Origin of the sequence: Burkholderia sp. A2 (assembly GCF_001729305.1) — a bacterium.
Lineage (GTDB): Bacteria > Pseudomonadota > Gammaproteobacteria > Burkholderiales > Burkholderiaceae > Burkholderia > Burkholderia sola.
Map to the genome: position 1 here is coordinate 114954 of NZ_LZXX01000118.1, position 21309 is coordinate 136262.

General features: G+C 66.4%; 20 protein-coding genes. 2 read left to right on the forward strand and 18 right to left on the reverse strand.

The genetic code is table 11. The features are described from left to right. Window positions 1-3: 3 nt before the first annotated feature. From A9Z05_RS27255 to ndk, 15 genes are all read right to left on the reverse strand, one after another. A complete protein-coding gene (locus A9Z05_RS27255) occupies window positions 4-1350 on the reverse strand; it encodes an adenylosuccinate synthase (RefSeq protein WP_050013186.1) in 1347 nt (448 codons plus the stop codon). Window positions 1351-1463: 113 nt separating this feature from the next. Beyond that, window positions 1464-2612 carry an ATP phosphoribosyltransferase regulatory subunit gene (locus A9Z05_RS27260; protein ID WP_069620837.1) on the reverse strand — a complete coding sequence of 383 codons (1149 nt, stop codon included), beginning with the start codon at window positions 2610-2612 and terminating at the stop codon, window positions 1464-1466. A gap of 113 nt (window positions 2613-2725) precedes the next feature. Continuing rightward, a complete protein-coding gene (locus A9Z05_RS27265) occupies window positions 2726-2917 on the reverse strand; it encodes a DUF2065 domain-containing protein (RefSeq protein WP_069620838.1) in 192 nt (63 codons plus the stop codon). Between the two features lie 36 nt (window positions 2918-2953). After that, the gene (hflC, locus tag A9Z05_RS27270) at window positions 2954-3853 is read right to left on the reverse strand and encodes a protease modulator HflC (protein ID WP_069620839.1); all 900 of its coding nucleotides are present in this window, start codon (window positions 3851-3853) and stop codon (window positions 2954-2956) included. A gap of 15 nt (window positions 3854-3868) precedes the next feature. Then, window positions 3869-5215, reverse strand: coding sequence for an FtsH protease activity modulator HflK (gene hflK, locus A9Z05_RS27275; protein WP_069620840.1), 1347 nt, complete (start codon window positions 5213-5215; stop codon window positions 3869-3871). A 47-nt stretch (window positions 5216-5262) separates the two neighbouring features. Further along, window positions 5263-6435: a GTPase HflX gene (gene hflX / locus A9Z05_RS27280; protein ID WP_176730254.1), complete on the reverse strand. Its 1173-nt coding sequence runs from the start codon at window positions 6433-6435 to the stop codon at window positions 5263-5265. Between the two features lie 72 nt (window positions 6436-6507). Beyond that, window positions 6508-6747: an RNA chaperone Hfq gene (gene hfq, locus A9Z05_RS27285; RefSeq protein ID WP_006399927.1), complete on the reverse strand. Its 240-nt coding sequence runs from the start codon at window positions 6745-6747 to the stop codon at window positions 6508-6510. 141 nt (window positions 6748-6888) lie between these two features. Further along, the gene (gene der / locus A9Z05_RS27290; RefSeq protein ID WP_011549692.1) at window positions 6889-8226 is read right to left on the reverse strand and encodes a ribosome biogenesis GTPase Der; all 1338 of its coding nucleotides are present in this window, start codon (window positions 8224-8226) and stop codon (window positions 6889-6891) included. A gap of 247 nt (window positions 8227-8473) precedes the next feature. Next, window positions 8474-9619 carry an outer membrane protein assembly factor BamB gene (bamB, locus tag A9Z05_RS27295; RefSeq protein WP_069620842.1) on the reverse strand — a complete coding sequence of 382 codons (1146 nt, stop codon included), beginning with the start codon at window positions 9617-9619 and terminating at the stop codon, window positions 8474-8476. Window positions 9620-9660: 41 nt separating this feature from the next. Then, the gene (locus A9Z05_RS27300; protein ID WP_006478678.1) at window positions 9661-10290 is read right to left on the reverse strand and encodes a tetratricopeptide repeat protein; all 630 of its coding nucleotides are present in this window, start codon (window positions 10288-10290) and stop codon (window positions 9661-9663) included. Between the two features lie 58 nt (window positions 10291-10348). Further along, window positions 10349-11689: a histidine--tRNA ligase gene (gene hisS / locus A9Z05_RS27305; protein ID WP_069620843.1), complete on the reverse strand. Its 1341-nt coding sequence runs from the start codon at window positions 11687-11689 to the stop codon at window positions 10349-10351. Between the two features lie 20 nt (window positions 11690-11709). Continuing rightward, the gene (gene ispG / locus A9Z05_RS27310) at window positions 11710-13014 is read right to left on the reverse strand and encodes a flavodoxin-dependent (E)-4-hydroxy-3-methylbut-2-enyl-diphosphate synthase (protein ID WP_006483314.1); all 1305 of its coding nucleotides are present in this window, start codon (window positions 13012-13014) and stop codon (window positions 11710-11712) included. 112 nt (window positions 13015-13126) lie between these two features. Then, entirely contained in the window at window positions 13127-14143 is a 1017-nt protein-coding gene (locus A9Z05_RS27315; protein WP_069620844.1) for a RodZ domain-containing protein, read from the reverse strand. A gap of 163 nt (window positions 14144-14306) precedes the next feature. Continuing rightward, window positions 14307-15446 carry a 23S rRNA (adenine(2503)-C(2))-methyltransferase RlmN gene (gene rlmN, locus A9Z05_RS27320; RefSeq protein WP_027784585.1) on the reverse strand — a complete coding sequence of 380 codons (1140 nt, stop codon included), beginning with the start codon at window positions 15444-15446 and terminating at the stop codon, window positions 14307-14309. 55 nt (window positions 15447-15501) lie between these two features. Beyond that, window positions 15502-15927: a nucleoside-diphosphate kinase gene (ndk, locus tag A9Z05_RS27325; RefSeq protein ID WP_006478674.1), complete on the reverse strand. Its 426-nt coding sequence runs from the start codon at window positions 15925-15927 to the stop codon at window positions 15502-15504. Window positions 15928-16176: 249 nt separating this feature from the next. Between ndk and A9Z05_RS27330 the strand changes: the two genes are divergently transcribed. After that, window positions 16177-16875 carry a Bax inhibitor-1/YccA family protein gene (locus A9Z05_RS27330; protein ID WP_006484459.1) on the forward strand — a complete coding sequence of 233 codons (699 nt, stop codon included), beginning with the start codon at window positions 16177-16179 and terminating at the stop codon, window positions 16873-16875. Window positions 16876-16938: 63 nt separating this feature from the next. On the opposite strand, the gene rlmD is transcribed toward A9Z05_RS27330, so the two are convergent. After that, window positions 16939-18339: a 23S rRNA (uracil(1939)-C(5))-methyltransferase RlmD gene (gene rlmD / locus A9Z05_RS27335; protein ID WP_261320236.1), complete on the reverse strand. Its 1401-nt coding sequence runs from the start codon at window positions 18337-18339 to the stop codon at window positions 16939-16941. A 209-nt stretch (window positions 18340-18548) separates the two neighbouring features. Between rlmD and A9Z05_RS27340 the strand changes: the two genes are divergently transcribed. Continuing rightward, window positions 18549-19403: an endonuclease/exonuclease/phosphatase family protein gene (locus A9Z05_RS27340; RefSeq protein ID WP_069620845.1), complete on the forward strand. Its 855-nt coding sequence runs from the start codon at window positions 18549-18551 to the stop codon at window positions 19401-19403. Between the two features lie 30 nt (window positions 19404-19433). Here A9Z05_RS27340 and A9Z05_RS27345 read toward each other — a convergent pair whose 3' ends face one another. Further along, window positions 19434-20210, reverse strand: coding sequence for a 3'-5' exonuclease (locus A9Z05_RS27345; protein WP_059645787.1), 777 nt, complete (start codon window positions 20208-20210; stop codon window positions 19434-19436). 3 nt (window positions 20211-20213) lie between these two features. Next, window positions 20214-21302, reverse strand: a complete 1089-nt coding sequence (rpoS, locus tag A9Z05_RS27350; RefSeq protein WP_050013199.1) for an RNA polymerase sigma factor RpoS — start codon at window positions 21300-21302, stop codon at window positions 20214-20216. Window positions 21303-21309: the final 7 nt, after the last annotated feature.

Sequence of the window (21309 nt, forward strand, 5' to 3'; positions counted from 1 at the left end):
AGCTTACACCTTGAACGGATGGCGGAGCAGGATCGTTTCGTCGCGGTCCGGGCCCGTCGACACCATATCGACCGGCACGCCAGCCACTTCCTGGACGCGGGCGAGGTAGGCCTGCGCATTCGCCGGCAGCGCGTCCCACGTATTGATCCCGACGGTGCTTTCCTTCCAGCCGGGGAACGTCTCGTACACCGGTTCGCAACGCGCGACATCGACCGCGCCGCGCGGCAGGATGTCCACGTCCTTGCCGTCGACCCGGTAGCCGACGCACAGCTTGACTTCGTCGAGGCCGTCGAGCACGTCGAGCTTCGTCATGCACAGGCCCGACACGCCGTTGATCTGGATCGAGCGACGCAGCGCAGCGGCATCGAGCCAGCCGGTGCGGCGCGGACGGCCGGTGACCGAACCGAATTCCTTGCCGACGTTCGCGAGCGTGACGCCGATCTGGTCCTGACGCTGCGGGTTGTCCGCATCGTACAGCTCGCTCGGGAACGGGCCCGAGCCGACGCGCGTGCAATACGCCTTCGTGATGCCGAGGATATAGTTGAGCTTCTGCGGACCGACGCCCGCGCCGGCCGACGCCGCACCCGCGACGCAGTTGCTCGACGTGACGAACGGATAGGTGCCGTGGTCGATGTCGAGCAGCGTGCCTTGCGCGCCTTCGAACAGCAGGTTCTGGCCCGCGTTGTTCGCGTCGTACAGGCGGCGCGACACGTCGGCCACCATCGGCTTCAGGCGGTCGGCATAGCCGAGCATCGTGTCGAGCGTGGCCTGGAAATCGACGGCCGCGCCGCCCAGATACTGGGTCAGTACGAAATTGTGGAAATCGAGATTTTCGCGCAGGCGATCGGCGAAGGTCTTCGCGTCGAACAGGTCCTGCACGCGCAGCGCGCGGCGGCCGACCTTGTCTTCGTACGCGGGACCGATGCCGCGGCCCGTCGTGCCGATCTTGCCCGCGCCCTTGCGCGCTTCGCGCGCCTGGTCGATCGCGATGTGGTACGGCAGGATCAGGGTCGTCGCTTCGGAAATGAACAGACGGTCGCGCACGTTCACGCCGGCCTCTTCCAGCTCGCCGATTTCCTTGAACAGTGCTTCGGGGGACAGGACGACGCCGTTGCCGATGTAGCAGGCGACGCCTTCACGCATGATGCCCGACGGAATGAGGCGCAAGATCGTTTTCTTGCCGCCGATGATGAGGGTGTGGCCGGCGTTGTGACCGCCCTGGAAACGCACGACGCCCTGAGCGTGGTCCGTCAGCCAGTCGACGATCTTGCCCTTGCCTTCATCACCCCATTGCGTTCCCACGACGACGACGTTGCGCCCGGGAGTCACGTTCACTGCGCTGGCAGACATGTTGATTCGTTAGCTGGTTAAAAACGTATTCTACCTATGTTCGCGGGCGTTTCCGAATTTTTCCGTTTCGCTTCAACGATATGCACGCCGAAGCACGGCCCGCGAACACCCGTTTATCGGGGCTCGACCACCCATGCGCCGTTACGCTCGACGAGCGAACGATCGCACGCGAACTCGTCGAGCACGTGGTCGTGGCCCGGCAGCGCCTGGATCACGACCTCGCCCGCATCCCGCAGGGCCGCGACGGCCGCACCCAGCGCATCGTCCTGCGCCCACGGCGCGAGAATCGCGGTGCCGCGCGCCTCGACCGGCGAAATCCGCGCGAGCTCGCGCAGATCGAGCGAGAAGCCGGTCGCCGGACGGGCACGGCCATAGGCCTGCCCCACGTGGTCGTAACGGCCGCCGCGCGCGATCGCATTCGGCACGCCGTCGACGTAGGCGCTGAACATCGCGCCGCTGTGGTACGCGTAGCCGCGCAGGTCGGCGAGATCGATCGCGACTTCGACGCCCTTCGCCTGCGACGCAAGCTGTGCCAGATCGTCGAGCGCCCGCGTGATTTCGGGCAGCACCGGCAGGCGCGTGCGCGCCTCGGCGAGCACGCTCGCGTCGCCGTAGAGGTTCGGCAGCGCGCGCAGCGCGGCGCGCGTATCGGCGCCGAGATCGTCGGTGAGTTCGTTCAGCAGCGGCACGTCCTTCCCCGACAGCGCGTCGTACAGCGACTCGCCGCGCTCGGCTGCCTGCGCGTCGCGCGCCAGCAGCGCCGCGAGCACGCCCGCGTGACCGAGGTCGAGACGGATGCGCGACAGGCCCGCGAGATGCAGCGCGTCGAGCATCAGTTGCTGGATCTCGAGATCGGCCTCGAGCCCGGCGTGGCCGTAGATTTCGGCGCCGATCTGGATCTGCTCGCGCGTCGCGTGCAGGCCGCGCGGACGCGTATGCATCACGTGACCCGCGTAGCAGAGGCGCGTCACGCCCTGACGATTCAACAGGTGTGCGTCGATCCGCGCGACCTGCGGCGTGATGTCCGCGCGCAGGCCGAGCGTGCGGCCCGACAGCTGGTCGACCAGCTTGAAGGTGCGCAGGCGCAGATCGGCGCCGCCGCTCGTCAGCAGCGATTCGAGGTATTCGAGCAGCGGCGGCATCACCATTTCGTAGCCGTACGAACGGAAGCGGTCGAGCAGCCTGCGGCGCAGCTCCTCGATCTTGCGCGCTTCCGACGGCAGCACGTCGGCGATATTCTCGGGAAGTAACCAGGTCGACATCGGTACGGTCCTACGACGGGAAACGGCGCGCGTCACGCGCGCCGCGAGTTGAATCGGAACTTCGAAATCGGGCGGAACGAACGGCGGATGCGCCGTCCGGATCGGGGCGCCGGTCAGGTCGCGAACAACAGCAGCACGAGCCCGAGCACCATCACGATCAGCCCGCCGATCCGGATATGATGCGGCGGCCGCTCGGCTATTCTACGAAACGTGTCGCGCCAGGCGACAGGAAACACGAAGGGGAACGCCCCCTCGATGATCAGCATCAGCGCTACTGCGAGCAACAACGAGCCAGCCAGGTCCATGCGAGCGACGGCGCCGCTCGACGCGGCGCCCCAAGGTCAATGTTTGCGGGGAGCAGGCGCCGCCGGTGCGGCACCGCCCGTCGGGCTGCGCATGAAGCGGAAGAACTCGCTGTCGGGATCGACGACGATGATGTCGTTGCGCTTGAACGTGTTCCGGTACGCCTGCAGGCTCGCGTAGAACTGATAGAACTGCGGATCGCGGCCGAACGCGTCGGCGGCGATCGTCGCGGCCTTCGCATCGCCCTCGCCCTTGATCGTCTGCGCGGACTTGTACGCGTTCGCGAGCACGGCCTGCTGCTCGCGTTCCGCGTCGGCCTTGATCTGCTCGACGTCGGCCGCGCCTTGCGCACGCACCTGGGCCGCCTGATCGCGCAACGCGCCGATCATCCGCTGATAGACGGCGTCCGTCTGCGCGGCCGGCAGGTCGACACGCGTCAGCTGGACGTCGACCACGTCGACGCCGAAACCGGACGCTTGCGCCTTCGCCGCATCGCGCGCCGCATCGGCGATCGCGCGCTGACCGCCGAGGGCATCGTCGAGCGCGCGCTTGCCGAATGCGTCGCCGAGCGCGCCCTTCAGCGCGCCGGACAGCCGTTCGGCCGCCGCCGCCGGGTCACCGCCCGTCGCGGTGAAATATTTCATCGGATCGTTGATCCGGTACTTCACCGCATACGCGACGAGCAGGTCGTGCTTGTCTTCGGTCGCCAGCTGCAGCGGATCGGACGACTCGAACGACTGCAGGCGCGTGTCGATCAGCGTGGCCGTCTGCAGCGGCGGCGGCAGCTTGAAATGGACGCCGGGGCCCGCGAGCTCCGGCTGGCTGCCGTCGCGGCCCGACAGCACGGCCGCATGGCGCGGATCGACGGTGAGGACCGTCGACGACGCCGCGAAGGCAACGATCACGATTGCGACGACGAGCGCAATGATTCGGTTCATGTTCTGCGCTCCCCGTTACTTCGTATCGTCTTCACGCGACCGGCTGCGAAACGCTTCGCGCGATCGCAGCACGTCGACACCCGACGCGGTGGCGGCCGGTGCGGCGCTCGCCGGCGCGGCTGCCGCTGCCGCCGGCGCCGTGGCCGCCGGTGCCGACGCCGCGTCGGGCGCGGACGCGCCGGTCGACGCCGCGGCGTTTTGCCGCCCCTGCTCGACGAGCTTGTCGAGCGGCAGGTACACGACGCTGTTACCGCCCTTGTTGCCGACGAACACCTTCGTCGCGTTCGAATAGATTTCCTGCATCGTCTCGAGGTACATCCGCTCGCGGATGACCGCGGGCGCCTTCGAGTACTGAGCATAGACCTGCTTGAAGCGGTCCGCGTCGCCCTCGGCTTCCGTGACCACGCGATCGGCATACGCCTTCGCTTCGTCGACGAGCTTCGCCGCATCGCCCTGCGCCTTCGGCAGCAGGTCGCTCGCATACGCCTGCGCGGCGCGCTTCGCGGCCTCGCGCTCGTCGCGCGCCTTCGCGACTTCGGCGTACGCGGCCTGCGTCTGCTCCGGCGCCGCGACGCTCTGCATCGTGACGGCCGTCACCTCGAGCCCCGACTGGTAGCGGTCGAGATCGCGCTGGATCGCGGTGGACAGCTGCTCGCGCAGCGCATCGCGATCCTGATTCAGCATGTCGGCCGCGCTGCGCGTGCCGACGATCGCGCGCACCGCAGCTTGCGCGGCCTGCGACACGCTGCGCTCGGGATCGACGCTGCGGAACAGGTAATCGGTGGCGGAACGGATCCGGTACTGGACGATGAAGCGCACGTCGACGATGTCGGCATCGCGCGTCAGCATCGCGGCTTCCTTCACGTTCGCGAGGCGCACGACGTTGTTGCGACCGATCTCGATCGAGCGGACCTGCGACGTGTCGACGATCTCATGCGACGCGAACGGATACGGCGCACGCCAGTGCACGCCCTGGCCGACCGTGCCCGACAGCTTGCCGAGCTGCAGCACGACGCCCGTCTGACCTTCCTGCACGACGAACAGCCCGCTGCCCGCATACACCGCGACCAGCACGCCGATCACGATGCCGACGCCGACCCGGGCGGCCCGGCCGTTGTCGGGACGGAAGCCGTTGCCGCCCTTGCCGCCGAACAGGCCGCTCAGGCGCCGGTTGAAGTTGCGCCACATCTCGTCGAGATCGGGCGGACCGTCGCCGTCGCCGCCTTGCGGACGCTTCGATTCGTTCGCGCGGGGGCGGGATCCGTCCTTGCCATTGCCTTCGCCGCGTCCCCAGCGGGGATCGTTGATCGACAGCAAGGCGCGCATCCGCCGCCAGGTACTCCGCTCGTTGTATTCGTTCACCAGAGTTTGTTCACCAGATTGGACGCCGGCGAACCGGCCGGGACCGGTTAGCGCCCGTGTTCGGAAATCGTGTGGTCTTCGTGCGGTTCAGCGGACGTGCCATCGAGCGCGTCGGACAACGTCGCGCTGGAAAAGTGTTCCGCGGAGGCGATTTCGGCGATGGCGGCACGCAACGTATCAAGACCCTGACCGGTGCGCGCGCTCAAAAAGACGCGCGAAATATTACCATACTCGTCCCGCTCGACCGCGTCGCCGCGGGCCGCCAGCTCGGGCACGGCGTCGATCTTGTTGAACACCAGCACCTGGCGGATCGTGTCCGCGCCGATCTCGTGCAGCACGCCGTTGACCTGCTCGATCTGCTCGAGCCGGACCGCGCTCGACGCATCGACCACATGCAGCAGCAGATCTGCGTGGATCGTTTCCTCGAGGGTCGCGCGGAACGCGGCGACGAGCTGGTGAGGCAGCTCGCGGATGAACCCGACCGTATCGGACACGACGATCTGGCCGACCTCGTCGCCGAGGTACACGCGCCGCGACGTCGTATCGAGCGTCGCGAACAGCTGGTCGGCCGCGTACGCCTGCGCTTTCGTCAGCGCATTGAACAGCGTCGACTTGCCCGCGTTCGTGTAGCCGACGAGCGACACCGACATCGTGCCGCTACGCGCGCGCTGCCGGCGCTGCGTGCTGTGCTGGCGGCGCAGCCGGTCGAGCCGCGACTTCAGCATCTTGATGCGTTCGCCGATCAGCCGGCGGTCGGTTTCGAGCTGGGTTTCGCCGGGGCCGCGCAGGCCGATACCGCCCTTTTGCCGCTCGAGGTGGGTCCACGCGCGAATGAGCCGGGTCGACAGATATTGAAGCTGCGCGAGCTCGACCTGCAGCTTGCCTTCGTGGCTGCGTGCGCGCTGCGCGAAGATGTCGAGGATGAGGCTCGTGCGATCGACCACGCGCCTGTTAAGTGCCTGCTCCAGATTACGTTGCTGGGCGGGCGCCAACGCGTGGTTGAAGATGACGATTTCGACGTTGTGCGTGTCGCAGGCAAGCCGCAGTTCTTCGGCTTTGCCGCTGCCGATGAACATCTTGGCATCGGGACTGGCACGACGACCCGTGAGTGTGACGGCGGGACGGGCCCCCGCACTGGAGGCGAGAAGACTGAGTTCTTCGAGACTGGCTTCGAAATCGGTCTTGCCGAAATCGATGCCGACGAGCGCTGCGTTGATCAAATTATCGGGTGTCAAGATAAGGCGGCTGGCATCGGTCGCTCGCGGCGACCGGATGCCGGCCGCTGCGATAGGTTAGGACGAGGCTTCCGCGTCCGGGTGGAAATTCACCGGGCGCGCCGGCACGACCGTCGAGATGGCGTGCTTGTAAACCATCTGGGTCACCGTATTACGGAGCAACACGACGTACTGGTCGAACGATTCAATGTTCCCTTGAAGCTTGATGCCGTTGACGAGGTAGATCGAAACGGGAACGTGCTCTTTGCGCAGTGCGTTCAAAAACGGGTCTTGTAACAATTGCCCTTTGTTGCTCATGGCGTACTCCATCTTTTTTTGCAGGTTGATCTGGATTGGCGGCGAAGAAAAAGAGATCCGGCGCCAATCGCTACACTATAGCTGATTTTGCCTGCCCCGCCCGGCCACTGGCCATGCGGCCGATGCCTTGCGGGGCGTGCTTCAGCCCTTGTCCGCGTACGGGTTGTTCGACGAACGGAACTCTATGCGCAATGGAGTCCCGGTCAGCGAGAAAGTTTCGCGGAATCGGTTTTCGAGGTAACGCTTGTAGGTTTCCGTCACCGCGTCGAGCGCGTTGCCGTGGATCACGATGATCGGCGGATTCTGGCCGCCCTGGTGCGCATAGCGCAGCTTCGGACGCACCGGGCCGCGACGGCGCGGCTGCTGGAATTCGACGGCCTCGATCAGCGCGCGCGTGAGCTTCGGCGTCGGCAGCTTCGCCATCGCCGCCGCGTACGCGTCGTCGACCGAGCGCATCAGCGCGCCGATACCCGTCTTCTTCGCGGCCGAAATGAAGTGCGACTTCGCGAAGTCGAGGAATTTCAGCTTGCGGGTCAAATCCGCTTTCGCGCGATCGCGCGCGTGATCGTCGAGGCCGTCCCACTTGTTGACGCCGATCACGAGCGCGCGGCCCTGCTCGACGACGAAGCCGGCGATGTGCGCGTCCTGGTCGGAAATGTCCTGCTGCGCATCCAGCAGAAGAATGACGACGTTCGCGTCGGAGATCGACTGCAGCGTCTTCACGACCGAGAACTTCTCGATCGCCTCGAACACCTTGCCGCGGCGTCGCAGGCCGGCCGTGTCGATCAGCGTGTATTTCTTGCCGTTACGCTCGAAGTCGACGTAGATCGAGTCGCGCGTCGTGCCCGGCATGTCGAACGCGATCACGCGGTCTTCGCCGATCAGCGCGTTGACGAGCGTCGACTTGCCGACGTTCGGCCGGCCGACGATCGCGATCTTGATGCCGCGCGACGGATCGTCCTCGTCCGCCTCCTCGGGCTGGCCCGCATACGCAACTTCCAGCGCCTCGTTGATCATGTCGGTCACGCCGTCGCCGTGCGCGGCCGAGATCGCGCGCGGGTCGCCGAGCCCGAGCTCGTAGAAGTCCGTCGCGACCGCCGTGTACTTCATCCCCTCGGCCTTGTTGACGACGAGGAAGATCGGCCGGCCGGTCTTGCGCAGGTAGTCGGCGATCGACTTGTCCTGCGGCGCGAGTCCGTTGCGGCCGTCGACGATGAACACGACGACGTCGGCTTCCTCGACGGCCTGCCGCGTCTGACGCGCCATTTCGTGCAGGATGCCGTCCTTCGCGACGGGCTCGAAGCCGCCGGTATCGACGACCAGGTATGGCCGTTCGCCGACGCGCCCTTCGCCGTAATGGCGATCGCGCGTGAGACCCGGCAAGTCGGCGACCAGTGCATCGCGCGAGCGCGTGAGCCGGTTGAACAGCGTGGATTTCCCCACATTGGGGCGCCCAACGAGGGCAATGACCGGTTTCATCTGTGTTTTCTACGGTGAAGCGCAGCAGCGGGAGGCCCGCTGCTGCGGGCGGCTGCGCTGAATGAAAATATCACGAATTCGCGCCGCGCCGGATGCGTGCGCCCGGCGCGCGTTGCGCGCCGTCGTCTTTCGTCTCGAACTGCCTTTCAAATACCGAGCGGCCGGGAACGCCGGCCGCCTTCAAGTCGCGCGACCGCGGCGCGCGGGACCTGCCCGCCGCGCCGCGGTCGCGCCTGTTTCCTGCGCGTCAGCGCGGGCGGAACCCGTACAGGCCGCCGTCCTTCGTCTGCACGACGAGCGTATTGCCCGCGAGGACCGGCGCCGCGGTAATCGCGCTGCCGTCGGTCTTCATCCGCGCGATGAAGCTGCCGTCTTCACGCGACAGGAAGTGCACGAAGCCCTTGTAATCGCCCATCACGACCGCGTGCCCGAGCAGGTACGGCACGCCGACGTCACGGCTCTTCAGCTTGTCGTTGCGCCAGAGCTGGTTGCCCGTGGCCGCATCGTACGCGGTGACGACCGACCAGTCGTCGCCGCCGGCGACCACCGAATCGTCCTGCGCGAGGCCGCTGCGGCTCGAGAACGGTTTTTCCCACAGCGGACGGCCCGAGTTCGCATCGAAGCAGCCGAGCTGCCCCTGGAACGTCACCGCGCAGGTTTCCGCGCCCACGAGCGTCGGCGGGCCGCTGACGTCGTTGATGCGCTCGACCTCGGTCACGCCCTTCGGGAACGACACCGGAGTCTGCCAGAACGGCTCGCCCGTCTGCAGGTTGATCGCGACGAGACCGCCGCCCGGGAAGCCCGCGAGCACGGCCGCGTCGCCCGCGAACGTCATGCCGGCCGACACGCGCAGGTTCAGCGGCACCGCACGGTTGCGGTAGTTCCACTTCTGCTCGCCCGTCTGCGCGTTGAACGCGATCACCTGGCCGTCGATCGTGCGGACGACCACGAGGCCGTTGCCCACGAGCGGCGGCGAGAAGATCTCGCCCTGCACGGTGGTCTTCCACAGCTGCTTGCCGTCCGGGCCCAGCACGAACACGCCGCCCTTCAGCGCACCGACCGCGGTCAGGTTGCCGTCGCTGCCGACACCGGCCGACAGATCCGAGCCGACCTTCGAGCGCCACAGCGTCTGGCCCGTCTTCGCGTCGATCTTTTCGACCGAACCGTTTTCGCCCGCCGCATAGACGGCGTCGCCCACGGCCACCGGCGAGAACAGGTAGCGTCCGCCCTTGCCGACGCTCGCCTTCCAGACCTGTTGCACGTCCATGACGGGCTTGAACTCGGTGAGCGGCGTCGGCACGCGGCGCGCGTCCTTCGACGACGAGCAAGCCGCCAAAGCGAGGACAGCCGCCGCGCAGGCAACGGGCACAGCGTAACGTTTCAGCAAATTCATCGGTTAGCGAAGCAGAGTTAAGAGGTTGAGGGGACCGGGATTCAGCCGCCGAGCGCGTCGAGCTTGAACTGCACGAGCTGGCGCGCGGACTGGTCGTCCTTCGACAGGCCGTCGAGCGCGAGCTTGTAAGCCGCGCGCGCATCGTCGGTCTTGCCTTGCGCGGCGAGCAGATCGCCGCGACGATCGGCCACGAGGCCCTTGAATGCATCGACCGGCGTGCCCGACAGCAGCGCGAGGCCCGCATCGTACGCCTTCTCGTCGAGCAGCAGCGACGCGAGACGCAGCTTCGCGATCTGCTTGTACTCGTCGTCCTTGGCGTGATCGACGGCCCATTGCAACTGCGCCTTCGCGCCTGCCGCGTCGCCGGCCGCATACAGCGTCTTCGCGGCCGCGAGCGCCGTCATCTGCGCATACGGCGTGCTGCCGAACTTGTCTTCCATGTCGGCAGCCGCGCGAGCCATCGTCGCCTTGTCGTTCGCGGCGGCGGCCTTCTGGACCTGCTCGTACAGCCCGGACGCCTCGGCAGCCTGACGGCGCTGCCAGTAGTTCCAGCCGTTGAAACCGGCCGCGACGACGAGCGCCGCGAGCACGATCCACGTGGTGAGGTTGCCCCAGCGGGCCCACCACGCCTTGAGACTTTCAATCGATTCTTGTTCGTCGTGATAACTCATCGGCGAGCGATTCCTTCTTCCTGTTCAGGCTTTTCTTGTCGAGCGGATGCCAGCGCGATCAGTCGTCGCCATCTTCGGCGGATGCAACCATCGCATTGATTAGGAATTCGGTCAAGCTTTCGGCCGGTACGGTCTGCTGAACGTTCTTTTCCCCTTCCGCACCCGCGCCGCGCAACGCTTTCACGCCCACCGTGCCGTTCGCGACCTCTTCTTCGCCAAAGATCACCGCGAACGCGGCGCCGCTTGCATCGGCCCGCTTCATTTGCGACTTGAAGCTCGCCGGCGCGCCGTCGGCGCTGCAGTGGAAGATCACGTCGAGGCCCGTGTCGCGCAGGCGCTCGGCCGCGATGAACGCCTGTTCGCGCGCGGTCTCGCCCTGGTGCACGACGTACACGTCGACGCCTTCCTGCTCGGGCGCCAGATCCTCTTCCTTCAACAGTTCGAGGATGCGCTCGATGCCCATCGCCCAGCCGCACGCGGCGGTCGGCTTGCCGCCGAGCTGTTCGATCAGCGGATCGTAGCGACCGCCAGCCGCGACCGTGCCCTGCGCGCCGAGCTTGTCGGTCACCCACTCGAACACGGTCAGGTTGTAATAGTCGAGGCCGCGCACGAGACGCGGGTTGATCTTGAACGGAATGTTGTTCGCGAGCAGCAGGCGCTGCAGCCCTTCGAAGTGCGCACGCGATTCGTCGCCGAGGAAGTCGATCAGCTTCGGCGCGTTCTGCGCGATGTCCTGCAGCGCGGGATTCTTCGTGTCGAGCACACGCAGCGGGTTCGTATACAGGCGGCGCTTCGCGTCCTCGTCGAGCACGTCGGCAAACTGCTCGAGGTACTTGATCAGCTCGACGCGGTGCGCGGCGCGCTCTTCGGCGAGGCCGAGCGAGTTGATCTCGAGCTTGATGCCGGTCAGGCCGAGGTCGTCCCACAGGCGCTGGCACATCATGATGATCTCGGCATCCGCATCGGGACCCGCGAAGCCGAGCGCCTCGACGCCGACCTGGTGGAACTGGCGATAGCGGCCGCGCTGCGGACGCTCGTGACGGAACATCGGGCCGATGTACCACAGGCGCTTCGGGCCGTCGTACAGCATGTTGTGCTCGATCGACGCACGCACGACGGCCGCGGTGTTTTCCGGGCGCATCGTCAGGTTCTCGCCGTTCAACGCGTCGGTGAAGCTGTACATCTCCTTCTCGACGATGTCCGTGACCTCGCCGATGCCGCGCGTGAACAGCTGCGTGTGTTCGACGATCGGCGTGCGGATGTTCTGGTAGCCGTACGCGCGCAGCAGCGATTTCACGGTAGCTTCGAAGAATTCCCACAGGCCGGCATCCTGCGGAAGGATGTCGTTCATGCCTTTGACGCCGGTGAGCTTCTCGATCTTGCGTTTCTGTTCAGTCATCGTTCGTGTGTGTGGACGAATTAGTTCAGGGCCTCGGTGCGGCCGTAATTGCGTGCGACGTAGTCGCTGACGATCTGCTGGAATTCCTCGGCGATCCGCTCGCCGCGCAGCGTCTTGACCTTCTCGCCGTCGATGAAGACGGGTGCGGCCGGGTTCTCGCCCGAACCCGGCAGGCTGATGCCGATGTTCGCGTGCTTCGATTCGCCCGGACCGTTGACGATGCAGCCCATCACCGCGACGTTCATCTTCTCGACGCCCGGATATTCCTTGCGCCAGACCGGCATCTGCTCGCGCAGATACGTCTGGATCTGCATCGCGAGTTCCTGGAACAGCGTGCTCGTCGTGCGGCCGCAGCCCGGGCATGCGATCACCATCGGCGCGAACGAGCGCAGGCCCATCGTCTGCAGGATTTCCTGGCCGACGATCACCTCGCCCGTGCGCGACGCGCCCGGCTCCGGCGTCAGCGAGATGCGGATCGTGTCGCCGATCCCTTCCTGCAGCAGCACGCCGAGCGCCGCCGTCGACGCGACGATGCCCTTCGAGCCCATGCCGGCCTCGGTCAGCCCGAGGTGCAGCGCGAAGCCGCAGCGGCGGCCGAGTTCGCGGTACACGGCGATCAGGTCCTGCACGCCGCTGACCTTGCACGACAGCACGATGCGGTCGCGGCCGAGGCCGAGCTCGACCGCGCGTTCCGCCGAGCCGATCGCCGACTGGATCAGCGCCTCGTACATCACGCTTTGCGCGTCCCACGGCTGCGCACGCGCGCCGTTCTCGTCCATCATGCGTGCGAGCAGGTCCTGGTCGAGGCTGCCCCAGTTCACGCCGATCCGCACCGGCTTGTCGTACTTCGCCGCGGCCTCGATCATCTGCGCGAACTGCGTGTCGCGCTTCGCGCCCTGACCGACGTTACCGGGGTTGATCCGGTACTTCGACAGCGACTCCGCGCAGCCCGGGTAGTCGCGCAGCAGCAGGTGGCCGTTGTAGTGGAAATCGCCGACGAGCGGCACGGTCACGCCCATCCGGTCGAGCTGCTCGCGAATCGCCGGCACGGCGGCCGCGGCTTCGGGCGTATTGACCGTGATGCGCACCAGTTCGGAGCCCGCGTTCGCGAGCTCCTTGATCTGGATCGCCGTGCCGATCGCATCGGCCGTGTCGGTATTCGTCATCGACTGCACGCGCACCGGCGCGTCGCCGCCGATCGTCACGAGTTGCCCGCCCCAGCGGACATCCACCGCATGCGATACGCGGCGCGGCTGATGCCCGCCGAACACCGGCTCGGTTGAACAAATCTGACTGCTGCGTGGGGATTGAGCTTCGGATTGCATCGATAGATCCATTTACGCGGAATGCGCCGCGACGCGGCGCATGAATTGAAAAAGCGCCGTGCCCTCACGGCCTGCCGGTATCGACGGCAAGCCTTCGCCACGGCGCTTGACGTCAGGGCAACGTGAACCGCGCCACGTTACCCCGCGCTGCCGAATATTTTGCCGGATCGACCGGTTTTCCGTCGAACGCAACCGCGTCGAGGCCGGCCTTGTTGCCGATCGTGACCTTGAACGGCCCGTCACCGGCAACCTGCTTCGTTTCGCCGGCGCGCACCAGCGCCGAGAACAGCTCCTTGCCGTTCTTGTCGCGCACGCTGAACCAGCAATCCTGCTTGACCTTCAGTTCGATCATCGACTGGCCTGCCGCCACCACGACGCTCGCCGGCTGGGCCGGCGCGGCCGTGCCTGGCGCCGACGTTTCCGGCACGGGCTGCGACGCAGCCGCCGTCGCGACCGGGGCTGCGGGCGCCGGAACAGCCGACGCGATCGCCTGCGCCGGCGCAGCCGATGCAGCGGCCGGGGCCGGAACCTCATTCGCGACCGCCGCCGACGTGCCGTTCGTCGCCACCTCTTCCGCAGACGACGATGCCGGCGCCGCGCTAGCGGCCGACGCATGTTCGGCGTCGCCGCCCTTGAAGCGCGCGAGCAGGCCCGACGAATCGCCGCCAGTGTGCCACATCAGTACCGCGACCACCGCGACGATGACGATCCCCGTTCCCCACAGCCACGGATGGTGGCGCGACGAGCCGCCGAGCGGGATCGACACGCGGCCGCGCGGCAGATCCGTGCCCGACGACGCAGGCATCGACAGGTCGACTTCCGGCACCCCGCGTTCGCGGCGCAGCGCCTGCGCGAACGGTTCCGGATCGACACCGAGCATCTTCGCGTAGCTGCGCACGACCCCGAGCGCGAACGTCACGCCGGGCAAATGGCTGATGTCGCCGGCCTCGAGCGCCCGGAGTTTTTGCGGTGCGACCTTGAGTCGCGCCGACACGTCGTCGACCGACCAGCCCTTCGTCTCCCGAAGCTGCGCCAGGCGGCTGCCGACCGCCGCCAGCGATTCCAGTCCCGCCGGTGCCGGCTTCGCGGCATTCGTCTCTGCGCCGTTAGACGGCTGCGGCTCACTCATCCTTGTCCTCGCGTCGATTCTTCTTCACTGGCGGCTGCCGCCGGCTCCTGCCGGCCGGCACCCGCAACGGTTCATACCATGCGCGGCGCCGAGGCGCCGCGACCGATCGCTATTCGCGTGTTGCACCGCCAAAGGGTTCGGGCACCCCGGCCAGGTGCCCCCGTCAAACTGCCCGAACTTCGATGATTTTTCCTGCTGCGCCCGTTCGCTCCGCGAGGCGCGTGCGATCCTTCACCGCGCCGGCCAGCTGCCCGCACGCGGCATCGATGTCGTCGCCGCGCGTCTTGCGCACGGTCGTGACGACACCCGCATCGATGAGGACCTGCGCGAAGCGCTTGATCTGCTCCGGCTTCGAGCGGATGAGGCCCGATTCCGGAAACGGATTGAACGGGATCAGGTTGAACTTGCACGGCACGTCGCGCGTGACGGCCAGCAGTTCGCGCGCATGCGCTTCGGTGTCGTTGACGCCGTCGAGCATGCAGTATTCAAACGTGATGAAGTCGCGCGGCGCAACCTTCAGATAACGCTGGCACGCGGCCATCAGCTCGCGCAGCGGATACTTCTTGTTGAGCGGCACCAGCTCGTCGCGCAGCGCATCGTTCGGCGCGTGCAGCGAAACGGCCAGCGCGACCGGCAACTCGGCGCCGAGGCGGTCCATCATCGGCACCACGCCGGACGTCGACAGCGTGACGCGACGGCGCGACAGGCCGTATGCGTTGTCGTCGAGCATCAACCGCATCGCGGGTACGACCGCGCTGTAATTCAGGAGCGGCTCGCCCATGCCCATCATCACCACGTTGGTGACGACCCGTTCGGCCTTGCCGTTCGGTCCGGGCGCGCGGCCCAGCGACGCTCGCAATGCAAATTCGGCCATCCGGAGCTGGCCGATGATTTCGGCTGTCGACAGGTTGCGGGAGAAGCCCTGCTTGCCCGTCGAACAGAAGCGGCAGTTCACCGCGCACCCGGCCTGCGACGACACGCACAGCGTGCCGCGCGTCTCTTCGGGGATGAACACGGTTTCGACCGCATTGCCGTTTCCGACGTCGATCAGCCACTTGCGCGTGCCGTCGGCGGAAACGTGATCGCTGGCGATGTCCGGCATCACGATCGATGCGCGGCCCTTGAGTTTTTCCCTCAGGGACTTCGCGAGATCGGTCATGCCGTCGAAATCGCCGGCGTTGTATTGGTGGATCCAGCGCTGCAACTGCTTGGCGCGGAACGGCTTCTCGCCCAGGCTGCCGCAGTACGCGACAAGACCCTCGGCATCGAAGTCGAGAAGATTGACGGAAGTTTCGCTCGTCATGATGTGCTGCCTTGCCGCGTGCGCTGAATCCTGCCTACTTGCTGTCAGCCAGGGCTTAACGCGAGTAAACGTTCATTTCCGGGAAAAAGAACGCGATTTCGACCGCTGCCGTTTCCGCAGCGTCCGAGCCGTGTACGGCGTTCGCGTCGATGCTGTCGGCGAAGTCGGCGCGGATCGTGCCCTTTTCCGCCTTCTTCGGATCCGTCGCGCCCATCAGGTCGCGGTTCTTCAGGATTGCGCCTTCGCCTTCCAGAACCTGGATCATCACCGGGCCCGAGATCATGAAATCGACGAGATCCTTGAAGAACGGACGCGCTGCGTGAACTGCGTAGAACTTCTCTGCGTCGGCACGCGACAGGTGCGCCATGCGCGATGCGACGATCTTCAGGCCGGCGCCTTCGAAACGGCTGTAGATCTGGCCGATCACGTTCTTTGCCACCGCATCCGGCTTGATGATCGACAGGGTGCGCTCGATTGCCATAAAAACTCCAAAAAATTAAGAAGTTACAGGTTCAAATGAATCCGCTATTGTAGCACGATCCCGTGTATCATTGCGATTGAACCCTTACACGCATGAAAGGTTCAGAATCCCTGTGTTTTGTTCCGCCGGGCCATTGAAACCTCCCGGCACGGAACGTATCTTAGCCATAGCTGCCCCGGTTTGCTGCGCCGCACATCGCGCGCGCCGAACCGGCCCCGGACGCCCACGCGTTCAATGTTAGGAGAAACCATGAACGACTATCCGTACAATTTCGGCCGCGGCGGTTCCGTCAGCACCGCCGAGGTTCGCAACCGCGTGCTGCGGAACACGTACTGGCTGCTCGCGCTGTCGATGGTGCCGACCGTGCTGGGCGCCTGGGTCGGCGTCGCGACGGGCTTCTCGCTGTTCGCGGCCACGAGCCCGATGATGAGCCTGCTCGCGTTCTTCGCGATCGCGTTCGGCTTCATGTTCGCGATCGAGCGGACCAAAAACAGCGCGGCCGGCGTGTTCGTGCTGCTCGGCTTCACGTTCTTCATGGGCCTGATGCTGTCGCGGCTGCTGAGCTTCATTCTCGGCTTCTCGAACGGCCCGTCGCTGATCATGCTCGCGTTCGGCGGCACCGGCATCATCTTCGCGACGATGGCAACGATCGCCACCGTCAGCAAGCGTGACTTCTCCGGGCTCGGCAAGTGGCTGTTCATGGGCGTGATCGTGATCCTGCTCGCGTCGGTCGCGAACATCTTCCTGCAGCTGCCGGCGCTGATGCTCACCGTGTCGGTGCTCGCCATCGCGATCTTCTCCGCCTACATGCTGTTCGACGTCCAGCGGGTCGTGAACGGTGGCGAGACGAACTACATCTCGGCCACGCTCGCGATCTACCTCGACCTGTACAACGTGTTCACGAACCTGCTCGCGCTGCTCGGCATCTTCGGCGGCAATCGCAACTGACGTTCGGCACGCACCATGAAAAACCGGCCCGCGGGCCGGTTTTTTTACGTCCGCCGCCCGGGCTCAGTCGCGCTCGAACAGCGCGATCGATTCGACGTGCGACGTATTCGGGAACATGTTCACGACCCCGGCGCCCTTCAGCCGGTAGCCGGCTTCGTGCACGAGCAGGCCCGCATCGCGCGCGAGCGTCGACGGGTTGCACGACACGTAGACGATACGCTTCGGCAGCGGGCCCGCGCCGCTCTGCGCGATCTCGGCCAGCGCCTTCGACACCGCGAGCGCGCCTTCGCGCGGCGGGTCGATCAGGAACTTGTCGAATGCGCCGAGCGCGCGGAGATCGTCGCCCGTCACCTCGAACAGGTTCCGGCACGCGAACGTCGTGTGGCCGTCGACACCGTTCTCGCGTGCGTTCGCGAGCGCACGCGTGGTCAGCGTGTCGCTGCCCTCGATGCCCATCACTTCGCGCGCCAGTCGCGCGAGCGGCAGCGTGAAGTTGCCGATCCCGCAGAACAGGTCGAGCACGCGATCGTCGCGCGACGGCGCGAGCAGGCGCAGCGCACGCCCCACCAGCACGCGGTTGATCTGGTGATTGACCTGCGTGAAGTCGGTCGGCTTGAACGGCATGCGGATGCCGAATTCCGGCAGCGTGTAATCGAGCGATACGTCGAGCGGGTAGAACGGCGTCACCGTGTCCGGCCCCTTCGGCTGCAGCCAGAACTGCACGTTGTGTTCGTCCGCGAACGCGCGCAGCAGCGCTTCGTCGTCCGCGTTGATCGGCTCCAGCACGCGCAGCACGAGCGCGGTGACGGCCGAGCCGACCGCGAGTTCGATCTGCGGCATCCGGTCGCGAATCGACAGCCCCTCGACGAGCCGGCGCAGCGGCACGAGCATCGCCGACACGTGCGGCGGCAGCACTTCGCAGCTCGTCATGTCGGCCACGTAGCTGCTCTTCTTCTCGTGGAACCCGACCAGCACGCCGCCCTTCTTCGCGACGTTGCGCACGGTCAGGCGCGCCCGGTAGCGATAGCCCCACGACGGACCGTGGATCGGTGCGAACATCGTTTCCGCACGCAGCTTCGCCAGGTGCCACAAATTGTCTTCCAGCACGCGCTGCTTGACCGCCACCTGCGCGCGCATGTCGAGATGCTGCATCGAGCAGCCGCCGCAGGTGCCGAAGAATGTGCACTTCGGCTGCGTGCGCATCACGCTCGGGCGCAGAATGTCGACGACCGTCGCCTGCTCATAGCTGGGCTTGCGGCGATAGCTCGAGTAGGTCACGCGCTCGCCCGGCAGCGCGCCTTCGACGAAGATCACCTTGCCCGGCTGACCGTCCTCGGTCATCGTTCGGCCGACACCGCGCGCTTCCATGTCGAGCGATTCGATCTCGAGAACCGGGGCGGGCCCGGGCGCGACGGGCGCGTTTTTCGATTTGCGCGCAGAAGTGGGGACGGCTTCGGACACCAGCTTTTCCTGACAAACGTTGAAGAAGGCGAGATTGTAGACGACGAAGGCTCCCGTCGCGCGCTTTCGTCACGCAAGCGCCGATGCCGATGCGCATGGCGCGCTGCCTGGCGCATAAGCGGCTGACCACCCCGCGCCCGGTCGCGCGCGGCCGACCGGCCGCGCAGGCGGCACGGGTTCTGCTCGCAGCACCGGACCAAGGAGATTCGACCATGCGATTGATCGACTGGAACATCCAATGGGGTCGGGACGCCGACGGTGTCGTCGATCTTGCCGGTACCGTCGCGGCCCTCCGTCGGCTCGGCGATTTCGACGTGATGTGCCTGCAGGAGGTCACGCGCGGCTTCGACGCACTGCCCGGCCGGCCAGGCCCCGACCAGTTCGCCGAACTCGCGGCGCTGCTGCCTGGCTATACGATCGTCGGCGCGATCGGCGCCGACCTGCCGCCCATCCGGCCCGGCGCACCGCGCCGCCAGTTTGGCAACGCGATCGCCACGCGGTTGCCGGTCGGGCGCGTGCTGCGCCGATCGCTGCCTTGGCCAGCCGATGCCGGCGCGCCGTCGATGCCGCGCGTCGCGCTCGATATCGAGTTGCGGGCGCCCCTCGGATGGTTGCGCGTGGTCACCACGCACCTGGAGTATTACTCGGCGCGCCAGCGGCTGGCACAGGTCGATGCGCTACGCGACCGACATCGCGAAGCCTGCGCGCATGCGGAACACCCCGCTCCCGCCGAAACCGCCGACGGCCCGTTCAGCGCGACCGGACAACCGCGCGATGCGATCGTCTGCGGCGATTTCAACAGTGCATTCGACAGCGCTGCGTACCGGCGCTTCCTCGAGCCGATTGCCGACGCACCGGGTTTCGTCGACGCGTGGGTCGCACGGCATCCCGGTCGTACACCGCCGCCGACCGCCGGCGTCTACGATACGGTGCAATGGTCGGAAGGCCCGCTCGCGTGCGATTTCGTGTTCGTGACCGACACGCTGTTGCCGCGCGTCATCGGCTGCGAGATCGACGGCGACGTACGCGCGTCCGATCACCAGCCGGTGCTGCTCGAACTGGCCTGATTGCGCCGGTTGCGGCGCGGGCCGTCCGCGCTACGCATCGAAGCCCGCCAGGTATTCGGCCCAGTGCGGCGCCGGCTCGAGCGCGAGCGCATTCTTCACGAGCAGGATCTCGTCCGCGTACTCGCTCGGCGTCAGGCCGCCGCGCATCAACTGGAACCGGCAATACAACAGGTACGTATTGACGACGTCGGTTTCGCAATAGTTGCGGATTTCGTCGATCCGGCCGTCGCGGAACGCCGGCCACACCTGACTGCCGTCCATCCCGAGCTTGCCCGGGAAACCGCACAGCTTCGCCAGCGCGTCGAGCGGCGCGTTCGCGCGCGCCTGATACATCGCGAGCACGTCCATCAGGTCGGTATGCCGCGAGTGATAGCGCGAGATGTAGTTGTTCCACTTGAATTCGCGGTCGTCCTCGCCGAGATCCCAGTAGCGGGTGGCGGGAATACCGTGCACGAGCGCGCGGTAATGCAGCACCGGCAGATCGAAACCGCCGCCGTTCCACGACACGAGCTGCGGCGTGTATTTCTCGATCACGCGGTAGAACGACTGGATCAGCGTCGCTTCGTTGTCCTGCGGCGTGCCGAGCGAGCGCACGCGAAAACCGTTGTTGTCGCGGAACACACACGAGATCGCCGCGATCCGCTGCAGATGGTGCGGCAGGAAATCGCCGCCGGTCTTCTCGCGGCGTGCGGCAAACGCGTGTTCGGCTACCGCGGCATCGTCGAGCGTCGCGGGCAGGTCTTCCAGACGGCGAATGCCGTCGACATCGGGAATCGTCTCGATGTCAAAAACAAGGATCGGGGTCATCGGTTACAGAACGGCGTCCTTACGCACGCCGTTGGAGGCGAAGAACCGCTTGAGGCGCACCAGCGCTTCCTGCTGGATCTGCCGCACGCGCTCGCGCGTGAGCCCCATCTCGTCGGCAAGCTCCTCGAGCGTCGCCGGTTCGATGTGGTTCAGGCCGAAGCGGCGCTCGATCACATGCCGGTGCTTGTCGGACAGACGTGACAGCCACGCACGCGTCAGCGTTTCGAGCTCGCGGTGCTGCACCTCGGCGTCGGGCGACTGGCTCTGATCGTCGGGCAGCAGGTCGAGCAGGCTGCTCGCGGGATCGAGGTCGAGCGGCGCGTCGAGCGACGCCGTGTGTTCGTTGAGCGCGAGGATATCGGTGACTTCCTCGGCGGTCTTGCCGGTGAGATAGGCGATGTCGTCGATGCTGGCTTCGCGGCGCTCGGCCGCCTCGCCCGTCGACATCGAATTCTTTTCGAGATGGCGCTTCGCGCGCAGCACCTGGTTCAGTTCGCGGATCACGTGCACGGGCAGGCGCACCGTGCGCGCCTGGTTCATGATCGCACGCTCGATGCTCTGCCGGATCCACCACGTCGCGTAGGTCGAGAAACGGAAACCGCGCGTCGGGTCGAACTTCTCGATCGCGTGCATCAGGCCGAGATTGCCTTCCTCTATCAGGTCGAGCAGCGGCACGCCGCGGTTCAGGTAGCCCTTCGCGATACTGACGACGAGCCGCAGGTTGCGCTCGATCATCACCTGCCGCGCCTCGAATTCGCCGGCCTTCGCCAGACGCGAATAGCGCTGCTCTTCCTCGACGGTCAGCAGCGGCTTCACGCTGATGCGGTTCAGGTAATGCTGGATCGTGTCGGCCGTGAGCTCGGCCTGCAGCAGCGTGCGGAAATCGTCGACGTCGGGCGCGGCTTCCTGGCGGCCTTCGCGCTCGTCGTCGCCACCGTCCGTGTCGGCGTCGCGCGCCTCGAGATCGCGTTCGTTTTCCGCGACGTCGTCTTCGTCGTCCGTCGAAGCACCTACTCGCCCCACCGATGCTTGCGTGGCACGACTGATCTTCTCAGACTCGGCTTGCGGCTCGTGGCGCTTCGATTTCGGCATGGTCGTC

What these genes read in the sequence shown, in the direction of transcription:
- der (WP_011549692.1), bottom strand. Translation starts at nt 8,226, where the DNA reads ATGAAACCGGTCATTGCCCTCGTTGGGCGCCCCAATGTGGGGAAATCC.
- A9Z05_RS27315 (WP_069620844.1), bottom strand. Translation starts at nt 14,143, where the DNA reads ATGAGTGAGCCGCAGCCGTCTAACGGCGCAGAGACGAATGCCGCGAAG.
- ndk (WP_006478674.1), bottom strand. Translation starts at nt 15,927, where the DNA reads ATGGCAATCGAGCGCACCCTGTCGATCATCAAGCCGGATGCGGTGGCA.
- A9Z05_RS27330 (WP_006484459.1), top strand. Translation starts at nt 16,177, where the DNA reads ATGAACGACTATCCGTACAATTTCGGCCGCGGCGGTTCCGTCAGCACC.
- A9Z05_RS27340 (WP_069620845.1), top strand. Translation starts at nt 18,549, where the DNA reads ATGCGATTGATCGACTGGAACATCCAATGGGGTCGGGACGCCGACGGT.
- hfq (WP_006399927.1), bottom strand. Translation starts at nt 6,747, where the DNA reads ATGAGCAACAAAGGGCAATTGTTACAAGACCCGTTTTTGAACGCACTG.
- hisS (WP_069620843.1), bottom strand. Translation starts at nt 11,689, where the DNA reads ATGACTGAACAGAAACGCAAGATCGAGAAGCTCACCGGCGTCAAAGGC.
- rpoS (WP_050013199.1), bottom strand. Translation starts at nt 21,302, where the DNA reads ATGCCGAAATCGAAGCGCCACGAGCCGCAAGCCGAGTCTGAGAAGATC.
- A9Z05_RS27345 (WP_059645787.1), bottom strand. Translation starts at nt 20,210, where the DNA reads ATGACCCCGATCCTTGTTTTTGACATCGAGACGATTCCCGATGTCGAC.
- A9Z05_RS27265 (WP_069620838.1), bottom strand. Translation starts at nt 2,917, where the DNA reads ATGGACCTGGCTGGCTCGTTGTTGCTCGCAGTAGCGCTGATGCTGATC.
- A9Z05_RS27300 (WP_006478678.1), bottom strand. Translation starts at nt 10,290, where the DNA reads ATGAGTTATCACGACGAACAAGAATCGATTGAAAGTCTCAAGGCGTGG.
- ispG (WP_006483314.1), bottom strand. Translation starts at nt 13,014, where the DNA reads ATGCAATCCGAAGCTCAATCCCCACGCAGCAGTCAGATTTGTTCAACC.
- rlmN (WP_027784585.1), bottom strand. Translation starts at nt 15,446, where the DNA reads ATGACGAGCGAAACTTCCGTCAATCTTCTCGACTTCGATGCCGAGGGT.
- A9Z05_RS27255 (WP_050013186.1), bottom strand. Translation starts at nt 1,350, where the DNA reads ATGTCTGCCAGCGCAGTGAACGTGACTCCCGGGCGCAACGTCGTCGTC.
- bamB (WP_069620842.1), bottom strand. Translation starts at nt 9,619, where the DNA reads ATGAATTTGCTGAAACGTTACGCTGTGCCCGTTGCCTGCGCGGCGGCT.
- A9Z05_RS27260 (WP_069620837.1), bottom strand. Translation starts at nt 2,612, where the DNA reads ATGTCGACCTGGTTACTTCCCGAGAATATCGCCGACGTGCTGCCGTCG.
- hflC (WP_069620839.1), bottom strand. Translation starts at nt 3,853, where the DNA reads ATGAACCGAATCATTGCGCTCGTCGTCGCAATCGTGATCGTTGCCTTC.